This window comes from Pseudomonas sp. TWI929, from assembly GCF_039673335.1.
Lineage (GTDB): Bacteria > Pseudomonadota > Gammaproteobacteria > Pseudomonadales > Pseudomonadaceae > Aquipseudomonas.
The window spans coordinates 1-10,834 of the sequence record NZ_JBDJLK010000127.1 but is presented as its reverse complement, the minus strand read 5'-3'; the positions used below and the strand labels follow the sequence as shown (position 1 = coordinate 10,834).

Here is a 10,834-nt window from a genome sequence, read left to right as displayed (position 1 = left end):
CACAGGTACTGCACCGGACTTGAAACCTGTGCAATCCATGTGGGAGCGGGTTTACCCGCGAAGAGGCCAGAACAGGCAATAAACCCGCTGAATACCCCACCAAACCCCCGCCCCAGCCCCTGTCCATCAGCGCTGTTGCTTTTTGTCGTAGTCTTTTACGAGGCAATTGCGCCCATCATCTTCAAATGCGTAGCGTTACCCGCTAGTCTCGCAAGCATCCATATCGCCGTAGTCTTCCAACCAGAATGAGCCGGCCATGACAGATCTGTCCCGTACGCATGGATTCGCCAGCCAGGCCCTGGGCCTGCTGGACGGGCGTTTCTTCCGGCCGCCACTGCCGGACGGCCATGTGCCGCGCCTGCGTTTGTGCCAGCGTTTGCAAGCCGGCCTCGGCGGGCGCCTGTTGCTGGTCAATGCCCCTGCCGGTTTCGGCAAAAGCTCCCTGGCCATCGAATTTTGCGAAGCGTTGCCCGAGCACTGGCGCAGCCTGTGGCTGGGCCTGAGCCAGCGCGATGCCGACCCTGGGCGCTTCCTCGAACGCCTGCTCGAAGGCCTGCAGCAGTACTGCCCGGCACTGGGCGGCCAGGCCATGGGCCTGCTGAAAATGCGCCAGCGCCATCAGCCATTCGCCTTCGAAGAATGGCTCGACGGCCTGCTCGATGAGCTGGCGCTGTACCTGCAAGCGGATACCCCACTGCTGCTGGTGCTGGACGACTACCACCTGGCCCAGGGGCCGGTGCTCGACCGCTGTCTTCAGTTCTTCCTCAACCACCTGCCGCCCGGCCTGGTTTTGCTGGTCACCAGCCGCCAGCGCCCCGACTGGCACCTGGCGCGCCTGCGCCTGTCACGGCAGCTGATCGAGCTCAACGAGCAGGAGTTGCGCCTCACCGCCGAAGAGTCGCTGGCGGTAATCGGTCGCCAGCCCACCGGCCTGCGTGGCCAGGCCCTGGACAACTTGATCCTGCGCAGCGACGGCTGGGTGGCCGGGCTGCGCTTCTGGCAGCTGGCCGCCAGCGAGTCGGCTGACGAGCAGGCCTTGCCCCAGGCGCTGCACGGTGGCGAGGGCCTGATTCGCGACTACCTGCTTGAAGAAGTCATCGACATGCTGCCCGCCGACGTACAGGCCTTCTTGTACGAAACCGCCTGCCAGGAGCGTTTCTGCGCCCCACTGTGCGATGCCCTGCGTGGCCGCCACGACAGTGCCGCGATCCTGCGCTTCCTGCAGGCGCACCAAGTGTTCCTGGTGCCGCTGGACGAGCATGGCCACTGGTTCCGCTATCACCACCTGTTCTCCGACCTGCTGCGCAGCCGCCAGGCCAGCGAGCCGCTGGCTGGCCTGCACCTGCGTGCCTGCCGCTGGTTTGAAACCCAAGGGCTGCTGGACGAGGCGGTGGAGCAGGCACTGCGTGCTGGCCACCTGGATGTCGCCGCCGACCTGGTGCAAAGCTTGTCCGAAGAGCAGCTGCTGGCCGAGCAGAACGTCGGCATGTTGCTGCGCTGGAAGATGGACCTGCCCGACAGCCTGTTGATCAGCACGCCGCGCTTGATCGTGCTGTACAGCTGGGCGTTGGGCCTGGCTTGCCAGCTGGACGCCGCCGAGGAGCTGGCGGGCTACCTCAGCCGCTTCCTGCCAGCGCCTTCGGCAACCGCGCAAAATTCCATGCTGGCCCAGTGGCTGGCGCTGAGTGGTGTCATCGCCCGTGGCCGTGGCGACCGCGAGCGCACCCTGGCCTATTGCGGTGAAGCGCTGCAGAGCCTGCCGAGCAAGCGTTACGGCCAACGCCTGGTATGCCTGTCGACGCTGTCCAACCTGGCCATTGCCGATGGCGACTTCTGGCGCGCCCGTGGCTGGAACCGCGAGGCGCTGGAACTGGCCCAGCGTGTTGGCAACCCTTTGTTCGAGGCCTTGGCCCATTACGACCGGGCGCGGGTACTGCACGCCCGTGGCGAGGTGTTGCGGGCGCTGGACGAGGTACGTCAGGGGCTGCAGCGCCTGCAAGGGCTTTCGGCGCAGCGCCTGTATGCCGTGCGCGCCCGCCTGACGCTATACGAAGGCTACCTGCTGGTCTCGCGTCTGCAGCCGGCCCAGGGCCGTGCGCGCTTGCGTGCGGGGCTGGGCGAGGCGCGGGCTTGCCGGGACATCAGCGTGCTCATCGGCCACTGCGTGATCGCTACGCTCGATGGCCGGGAAGGGCACTTTGCCGAGGCCTTTGCCGAGTTGGCCGAGGCCGAGCGCCTGATGCATATCTGGGACGTGCCGCCGGTCTACTACCTGGCCATGATCACCTTGGTCAAATGCGAGCTGTGGCTGGCCCAGGGGCGCACCGACCTGGCCGAGTCGTGGTTGCTGCGCCTTGGCCAGACCTACGGCGGCGAGCAACCGGCGGCGGCACCGGAGTTTCACCCGTTGTTGCCGTTGCACATCGAGTTGCAGCAGGCGTTGCTCGAACGTATCCAGGCGCGTTGTGACGAAGCAATACAGCGCTTGTCCAGCCTGGTCGAGCGCGGCCAGTCCAGTGGCGGCATGATGCTCACGGTCAGCGCCCTGTGCCAATGGGTCGCCTTGTTGCTGGGCGAAGGCCGGGAAGGGCAGGCCGCGCAGTTGCTGCCAAGCTTGCTGGAGGCTGCCCACGGCGGTGTGCTGCAGCCGTTCCAGCCGTTGCTGGAGAAGCACCCGCAGTGGCTTCACGAGCAGTTGCAGGCCGGTGCCGCTTGCCCGGTGCAGGCAGAGTTGCTCAAACGCTTGCCACAAATGCCGGCTGCCAGCACCGGCAGCGGTGAAGCCCTGAGTGGTCGTGAGCTGGCCGTGCTCGAACTGATTGCCCAAGGCTGTTCCAACCTGCAGATCAGCGAGCGGCTGTTCATTTCGCTGCACACCGTAAAAACCCACGCCAGCCACATCAACAGCAAGCTGGGGGTGGAGCGGCGTACCCAGGCGGTGGCCAAGGCCAAGTCCCTAGGGTTGCTGGGGTGATATTGGCCCTGTAGCTCATTGCCCGCTAAAGTAGTGGCCTGTGGCCGCTATTGGTGCTGGCCAAGGCTCTACCCTCATCTTTCCCGACCAGCTGCCGATACAGCGATCGGTGGCATCGCCTCGCGCGATTTTTCAATCATTCCAAGGCAGGTCGTGTTGATGCTGCAGTACGGGCAAAAGAGCTTTCTGATCGTCGACGACTTTACCGACTTTCGCACGTCGACTCGTTCCATGCTGCGCGAGCTGGGCGTGCGTGACGTTGACACTGCCGACAGCGGCGAGCAGGCGCTACGCATGTGCGCGCAGAAGCGCTATGACTTCATCCTGCAGGACTTCCACCTGGGCGATGGCAAGAAGAACGGCCAGCAGGTGCTTGAGGACCTGATAATCGACAAGCACATCAGCCATGAGTGCGTGTTCATCATGGTCACTGCCGAGAGCAGCCAGGCCATTGTCCTCAGCGCCATCGAGCACGAGCCCGATGCGTACCTGACCAAACCGTTCAACCGGGTTGGCTTGGCCCAGCGCGTCGAGAAGCTGTACCAGCGCAAGAACTTGCTCAAGCCAATCCTGCAGGCCCTGGACCGCAATCGCCCGGCCGAAGTGCTGGCGGCCTGCGCCGAGCTGTGCAAGCGCGACCCGCGGCTGGCCCCGCTGTGCCTGCGCTATCGGGCCGACGCCTTGCGCAACCTCAACCGCTTCGAGGAACTGGAGAAGTTTCTCAAGGCCATCCTGGCCAGCCGCCCGCAGCCGTGGGTGTACTCGGCCCTGGGCAGCCTGATGCACAAGCGGGGTCAGAATGCCCAGGCCCAGGGGGTGTACGAGCAGGCGCTCAAGGCCTTCCCGATCATGCCCGGCCTGTACGATGGCATGGCCGAAGTGCTGGTGGCCCAGGGTGAGACCAGGCGTGCGCAGAATATGCTCGAAGAGGCCGTGCGCCTGTCGCCACTGTCGGTGCGCCGGCAGTCGACGCTGGGCAAGCTGGCACTGGAAAACGAAGATTTCGAGAGTGCATCGAAGGCGTTCCGCCATGCGGTGAACCAAGGGCAGAGCTCACGCTACAAAGACCCCGAGAACAACCTGGGCCTGGTGCAGGCGCTGATGAGCAAGAATGCAGGTTTTGGCCTGGATGCGCGTACCCGGGTCGAGATCAACACCACGCTTAGCGAGGTGGCCAAGGAAAACCCCGAGGACCAGGGCTTGCAAGTGCGTGCCCGGATGATGAAAGCCGCCAGCCTGCAGCAGGCGGGCGACCCTGAAACGGCCGCCAAGCTGACTGAACAGGCGATCCTGCGCCTGGACAAGATGAACCAGTTCTTCTCGGTCGATTCGGCCCTGACCGTTGCCGCGCAGTTGCAGGCAATGGGGCAGGACGCCGCCGCCATCGGCGTGCTGAGGAGCTGTGTGGAGAGTTATGGCGATGACCCGAAGGTCATGGAGAAAGTGGGCAAGCTGACCGACGACCCCAGCGTGCTCAACGCCATTACCGAAGCGGTCACCCTCAATCGCCAGGGTGTGCGCAGTTACCAGGGAGGGCAGCTTGGCGAGGCGCTGCAGTTGTTCCGCAAGGCACTGGGTTTGCAGCCGAAGAACATCAGCATCGCCCTCAACACCGCCCAGGCGCTGCTGCGCGTCGGCGGTGACGACCCTCAGCCCGCGATCATGCAGGAATGCCGCGACGCGCTGACCAGCGTGGCCGGCATCCCCACCAGCGACAACCGTTACGACCGCTATCGCAAATTGCACATCCGAGTGTTCGGCGCATGAATCAAGACAATCAGGGGCTGGATTTTTCCACGGTGATCGCCTCCACCGTGCACGACTTGAAGAACTCCCTGTCAGCGCTGATCCAGTCTCACAACCAGTGGATGCAGCGCTTGCCCGAGGAACTGCGCGCAGGGGCCGAGCAGGGGGTGATGGAGCATGAGTTTCGCCACCTCAACGGCATGCTGGTGCAGTTGCTGGGGTTGTACAAACTGGGTGTGAACCAGCTGCCGGTGTGCCCCGACTACCACGAGCTGGACGACTTCATCGAAGCCCAGCTGGCTGCACATGAGGAAGTGCTCAAGCACAAAGACATCCTCGCCACCTGGCGCATCGACACCGATAACCCGCTGGGTTTCTTCGACCGCGAACTGGTGGCCTCGGTGATCGCCAACGTGATCACCAACGCCACCCGCTTTGCCGGGCATGCCTTGCTGATCACCATCGAGGAGGCAGACAACCAGCTGGCCATCTGCGTGAACGATGACGGCCCGGGTTATCCACAGCGCATGCTCGAACGCCAGCAAGAGTTCATCCAGGGCATTGATTCGAACAGCGGCAGTACCGGCCTGGGCCTGTACTTTGCGGCGCGGATTGCGGCGCTGCATGAGAGCGGCGGAGTGCGTGGGCGGATCGAGATCTCCAATGGCGGGGCGCTTGGCGGTGGGTTGTTCAGGTTGTTCCTGCCTTAGATCTTGTGGCGCCTGTGAGATCGCGCTGCGCGGGCGGCGTTCGGTCCCACAGGCGCTCCGCCTTGCAAGGCATGAACCACGTGCACCCATCGCATTTTCCTGTCAGGCTCTGCGCAGAACCCCAGTTTTGCCGCCGAGTACACAATGACCCAAACCCCGCCTGCGCTCATCCGCGAAACCTTCCCCGTAGGCCCCCTGCAATGCAATTGCACCCTGATCGGCGACCCGTTGACCAAAAAGGCCATCGTCGTCGACCCGGGCGGTGACCCGGACAAGATCCTCGCCCGCTTGCAGGCCCACGGCCTGACCCTGGTTAGCATCATCCACACCCATGCGCACTTCGATCACTTCCTGGCCTCGGGCAAGCTCAAGGAGCTGACCGGCGCCACGCTGCACCTGCACAAGGACGACCAGGTACTGTGGGACAACCTGGAGATGCAGTGCCAGATGTTCGGTGTGCCCTACACCCCGGTGCCTGCGCCAGACCGCTGGCTGGGTGATGATGAAGAGCTGGCTTGCGGTTGCGGCGTGGCCCTGCACACCCCAGGCCACACCCCCGGCTCGATGAGCTTCTGGTTTGCCGATGCCAAGCTGCTGATCGCGGGTGATACCCTGTTCCGCCGTGGCATTGGCCGCACCGATTTGTGGGGGGGCGACCAGCGGGCGATCGTTCGCTCCATCAAGGAGCGGCTGTACCGGCTAGACGAAGAAGCCATCGTGGTGACCGGCCACGGGCCCGACACCCGCCTGGGCGACGAGATGCGTGAGAACCCTTTCGTACGTGCCTGATTGCACGTGAAAACACTTTCACGGAATTTTTTGTTGTCCCGGCAATCCAAGGCTGGCATAGATCCCATTGTGATCTGCCGCATTTATGAATTTCAGTAGGAGCTTGTCCATGTTCACCATGCGTCGTCTAATTATCGTCGCAACCGCCGCTGCCCTGATGACCGGCTGTGCCGGCCAGAACCCTTATGACAGCCAAGGTCAGGCGCAAGGCTCCACGGGGATGAGCAAGACTGCCAAATATGGCGGCCTGGGCGCGCTGGCCGGCGCCATTGCCGGTGCCGCCATCGACCACAACAACCGTGGCAAGGGTGCACTGATCGGCGCTGCCGCCGTGGGTGCCGCCGCTGCCGGTTACGGCTACTACGCCGACAAGCAGGAAGCCGAACTGCGCGCGCAAATGGCCAACACCGGCGTGGAAGTGCAGCGTCAGGGTGACCAGATCAAGCTGATCATGCCAGGCAACATCACCTTCGCCACCGACTCGGCCAACATCGCGCCAAGCTTCTACTCGCCGCTGAACAACCTGGCCAGCTCGTTCAAGCAGTTCAACCAGAACACCATCGAAGTGGTCGGCTACACCGACAGCACCGGCAGCCGCCAGCACAACATGGACCTGTCCCAGCGCCGTGCGCAGGCGGTCAGCAGCTACCTGACATCGCAGGGCGTGGATGCCTCGCGTGTTTCGGTACGTGGCATGGGCCCGGACCAGCCGATTGCCAGCAACGCCGACGCCAATGGCCGCTCGCAGAACCGCCGTGTGGAAGTGAACCTGAAGCCGATTCCGGGTCAGCAGTATGACCAAGGGCAGGTTCAGCAGTAAGGCATCAACCCTGGGGCCGCTTTGCGGCCCCAAGTTCTAACCCCCTACGCTCGCCTGAATCGCCGTCAGGGCAATGGTATGCACGATATCGTCAACCTGAGCCCCGCGCGGCAAGTCGTTCACCGGTTTGCGCAAGCCCTGCAGCATCGGCCCCATGCTGACCCCGTCGGTGCTACGCTGCACCGCCTTGTGCGTGGTGTTGCCGGTATTCAGGTCGGGGAACACGAACACCGTGGCACGCCCGGCCACCGGGCTACCCGGCGCCAGGTCGCGGGCAATCGCCGGGTTGGCCGCCGCGTCATACTGCAGCGGTCCGTCGATCAGCAGCTCCTGCGCCGCACCCTGTGCCAGGCGAGTCGCTTCGCGTACTTTCTCGACTTCCTCATCGCTGGCCGAATCGCTTGAGTAACTGATCATCGCCACCCGCGGCGCGATACCGAATGCCTGCGCCGATTCGGCACTCTGCCGGGCAATCTCGGCCAGTTCGGCAGCGCTCGGGTGCGGGTTCATCACGCAGTCGCCATACACCAGCACCTGCTCCGGGAACAGCATGAAGAACACCGATGACACCAGGCTCGAGCCCGGTGCAGTCTTGATCAGCTGCAGGGCAGGTCGGATGGTATTGGCGGTGGAGTGCACCAGGCCCGAGACCAGGCCGTCCACTTCGTCGAGCGCCAGCATCATGGTGCCGATCACCACCGGGTCTTCCAGTTGCTGCTCGGCCATCGGCGCGTTGAGGTTCTTGCTCCTGCGCAGCTCGACCATCGGCTCCACGTAACGCCCGCGAATCAGCTCGGGGTCGAGGATCTCCAGGCCCGGCGGCAAGGTGATGCCCTGGGCACGAGCCACGGCGTCGACATCCTCGGGCTTGGCCAGCAGCACGCAGCGGGCAATGCCGCGCGCCTGGCAGATAGCTGCGGCCTGCACCAGCAACGGCTCGGCGCCTTCTGGCAGGACAATGCGCTTGTTGGCCTGCTGCGCCCGCTGGATCAGCTGGTAGCGAAACACCGCCGGCGACAGGCGCAATTCACGCGGGGTGCCACAACGCTGGTGCAACCAGGCCGCGTCGAGGTGGCTGGCAACGAAGTCGGTGATGAATTCGGCACGCTCGCGGTCATCCACCGGGATTTCGCGGTTCAGCGAGTTGAGCTGGTTGGCCGTGTCATACGAGCCGGTGCTTACCGACAGGATCGGCAGGCCGGCCTGCAAGGCGCCGCGGCACAGGCCGAGGATGCGCGCGTCGGGCTTGCTGTCGCTGGTCAGTAGCAGGCCGGCCAGCGGTACGCCATTGATCGCCGCCAGGCTGACGGCGAGGATGATGTCGTCGCGGTCGCCCGGGGTCACCACCAAGGTGCCCGAGGTCAGCAGCGGCACGGTGTTGGCCACGGTGCGCGCGCAGATGATGATCTTGCTCATGCGCCGCTGCTCGTAATCGCCGGCATTGAGCACCTGGGCGCCGAGCAGCTCGGCCACGTCGCGGGTGCGCGGGGCGTTCAGCTCGGGCTGGTAGGGGATGCAGCCGAGCAGGCGGAAGTCGTTGCCGCGCAGCAGGGGCGAGTGCTCGCGCAGGCGGGTGGCGAAGTCCGCCATGCTTTCGTCGGTGCGCACCTTGTTGAGGATCACGCCGAGCACTTTCGGGTCACGCGGGCCGCCGAACAGCTGGGCCTGCAGTTCGACCCGGCCGGACAGCTCGCTGAGCACTTCGTTTTCCGGTGCCGACACCAGGATCACCTCGGCATCCAGGCTCTTGGCCAGGTGCAGGTTGACCCGCGCTGCATAGCTGGCGTGGCGCGTGGGCACCATGCCCTCGACCACCACCACGTCATTGCCGACGCAGGCTTGCTGGTAGAGGCGGATGATTTCTTCGAGCAACTCGTCCAGCTGGCCGTCGCCGAGCATGCGCTCGACATGGGCCAGGCTCAGCGGCACGGGAGGCCGGATGCCGTGGGTGCGGGCTACCAGCTCGGTGGAGCGCTCAGGGCCGGTGTCACCGGGGTGTGGCTGGGCGATCGGCTTGAAGAAGCCGACCTTCAGGCCAGCGCGCTCCAGGGTGCGCACCAGGCCCAGGCTGATGGAGGTCAGGCCGACACCGAAGTCGGTCGGCGCAATGAAAAATGTTTGCATGCGTGCTTCTCGAAATAAGCGGTGCAAGAAATTAACGGCCAAGGGTAGCGCTATCGGCCCCTTGTGCGCACCAGCCGCAAGCGAAAGGCTGGCCGATGCGTTGCGCGCGCAGCAAAGGGTCGAGCACCCAGGGGCGTGCCTGCCACGGTGGCTGATGGCGCAGGTGCTGGGTGTGGCCACAGGACAGTTCGGCCACCCAGTGGCCTTCATCGTCCTGGTGGAAGCCAGTGATCCGACTGATGGGCCGTTGCTCGTCTGCGGTGCGTTCGCAATCGGGCGATGGCTTGGTTACACTTGTCCGCTCTACATACTTTTGCAAAAGGTCTTGCCCCATGCTGATCGCCGCCAACAAGGCTGTCTCCATCGACTATACCCTGACCAACGACGCCGGGGAGACCATCGACAGCTCCGCCGGTGGTGCGCCGCTGGTTTACCTGCACGGTGCCGGCAACATCATCCCGGGCCTGGAAAAAGCCCTGGAAGGCAAGCAGGCCGGTGACGAGCTGAACGTTTCCATCGAGCCAGAAGACGCTTACGGCGAATACCTGGCCGAGCTGGTCAGCACCCTGAACCGCAGCCTGTTCGAAGGCGTCGACGAGCTGGAAGTGGGCATGCAGTTCCACGCTTCGGCACCGGACGGCCAGATGCAGATCGTCACCATCCGCGACATCGATGGTGACGACGTCACCGTTGACGGCAACCACCCGCTGGCCGGTCAGCGCCTGACCTTCCAGGTCAAGGTAGTCAACGTGCGTGATGCCAGCGACGAAGAAATCGCTCACCGTCACATCCACGGTGAAGGTGGCCATCACCACTGATTTTCTGCGCTAAGCTCAGAAAGTCGCCAGGCGCTCGGGCAAGCCGATTTGCCTTCCTACGGGAGGTGGACGGTTTGGACGAGCGCCTTTTTAGTGGGCGGAATTCGCCAGCGCGGCAACCGGGAACCTGAGAGGGGATTTCAACATGAGTGCATTTCACGACCTGAAGTTGGACGCGCTGAACGGCGGGGAGCTGCCCCTCGCACCGTTCAAGGGCCAAGTGGTGCTGGTGGTCAACGTTGCCTCCAAATGTGGCCTCACGCCGCAATACAAGGCCCTGGAGAACCTCTACCAGGTATACAAGGACAAGGGCTTCAACGTGCTTGGCCTGCCGTGCAACCAATTTGCCGGCCAGGAGCCGGGCAGCGAAAAGGAAATCCAGGAATTCTGCAGCCTCAACTACGGCGTGAGCTTCCCGCTGGGGGGCAAGCTGGAAGTCAACGGGCCGCAGCGCCACTCGCTGTACCGCTTGTTGGCGGGCGAGGGCGCTGAGTTTCCCGGCGACATCACCTGGAACTTCGAGAAGTTTCTGGTCGGCAAGGACGGCCGGGTGCTGGCGCGCTTCTCGCCGCGTACGGCGCCGGATGATCCGGCAGTGGTGCAGGCTATCGAGAAAGCGCTGGCCTGAACGCCTCCCGGTCCCTGTAGAAGCGGCCTTGTGTTGCGATCGGGCCGTATGGCGGCCCCGAATATCAGCGTCACCGCAATGATCGAGGGGCTGCCTTGCAGCCCTATCGCGACACAAGGTGAACTGGTCAAGTAATTTTGGACACCGGTTAAGGTTCATGCCGCTATCTTGAGCTTTTCCTCCATGGCTACCGGTGTTTCATAGCCGTTGTAGCTGTGGAGGCGC

The 10,834-nt window shown here is 64.0% G+C and carries 9 protein-coding genes; 7 read left to right on the top strand and 2 right to left on the bottom strand.

Annotated features, from left to right (window positions below):
* Positions 1-256: 256 nt before the first annotated feature.
* The 5 genes from ABE456_RS27085 to ABE456_RS27065 all read left to right on the top strand — a co-directional run bounded on the left by ABE456_RS27085 (position 257) and on the right by ABE456_RS27065 (position 7,039).
* Positions 257-2,974, top strand: coding sequence for a LuxR C-terminal-related transcriptional regulator (locus ABE456_RS27085; RefSeq protein WP_346646662.1), 2,718 nt, complete (start codon positions 257-259; stop codon positions 2,972-2,974).
* Positions 2,975-3,133: 159 nt separating this feature from the next.
* Positions 3,134-4,741 (top strand): response regulator, encoded by a 1,608-nt coding sequence (locus ABE456_RS27080; protein WP_346646661.1) that lies wholly within the window; start codon positions 3,134-3,136, stop codon positions 4,739-4,741.
* Complete coding sequence (locus ABE456_RS27075) at positions 4,738-5,430, top strand: HAMP domain-containing sensor histidine kinase (RefSeq protein ID WP_346646660.1); 693 nt, start codon at positions 4,738-4,740, stop codon at positions 5,428-5,430. Before ABE456_RS27080 ends, ABE456_RS27075 begins: the two co-directional genes overlap by 4 nt.
* A 144-nt stretch (positions 5,431-5,574) precedes the next feature.
* Positions 5,575-6,219, top strand: coding sequence for an MBL fold metallo-hydrolase (locus tag ABE456_RS27070; protein WP_346646659.1), 645 nt, complete (start codon positions 5,575-5,577; stop codon positions 6,217-6,219).
* Between the two features lie 109 nt (positions 6,220-6,328).
* Positions 6,329-7,039 (top strand): OmpA family protein, encoded by a 711-nt coding sequence (locus ABE456_RS27065; protein ID WP_346646658.1) that lies wholly within the window; start codon positions 6,329-6,331, stop codon positions 7,037-7,039.
* 36 nt (positions 7,040-7,075) lie between these two features.
* Here the strand turns inward: ABE456_RS27065 and pta are convergent, their stop codons facing one another.
* Complete coding sequence (pta, locus tag ABE456_RS27060) at positions 7,076-9,163, bottom strand: phosphate acetyltransferase (protein ID WP_346646657.1); 2,088 nt, start codon at positions 9,161-9,163, stop codon at positions 7,076-7,078.
* A gap of 31 nt (positions 9,164-9,194) precedes the next feature.
* A complete protein-coding gene (locus ABE456_RS27055; protein ID WP_346646656.1) occupies positions 9,195-9,497 on the bottom strand; it encodes a DUF3565 domain-containing protein in 303 nt (100 codons plus the stop codon).
* Here ABE456_RS27055 and ABE456_RS27050 point away from each other — a divergent pair.
* Positions 9,496-9,981 (top strand): peptidylprolyl isomerase, encoded by a 486-nt coding sequence (locus ABE456_RS27050; RefSeq protein WP_003259610.1) that lies wholly within the window; start codon positions 9,496-9,498, stop codon positions 9,979-9,981. The two genes, ABE456_RS27055 and ABE456_RS27050, sit on opposite strands and share 2 nt — an antisense overlap.
* 145 nt (positions 9,982-10,126) lie before the next feature.
* On the top strand, positions 10,127-10,609 hold the full coding sequence (locus ABE456_RS27045; protein WP_025337716.1) for a glutathione peroxidase: 483 nt from the start codon (positions 10,127-10,129) through the stop codon (positions 10,607-10,609).
* Positions 10,610-10,834 lie beyond the last annotated feature (225 nt).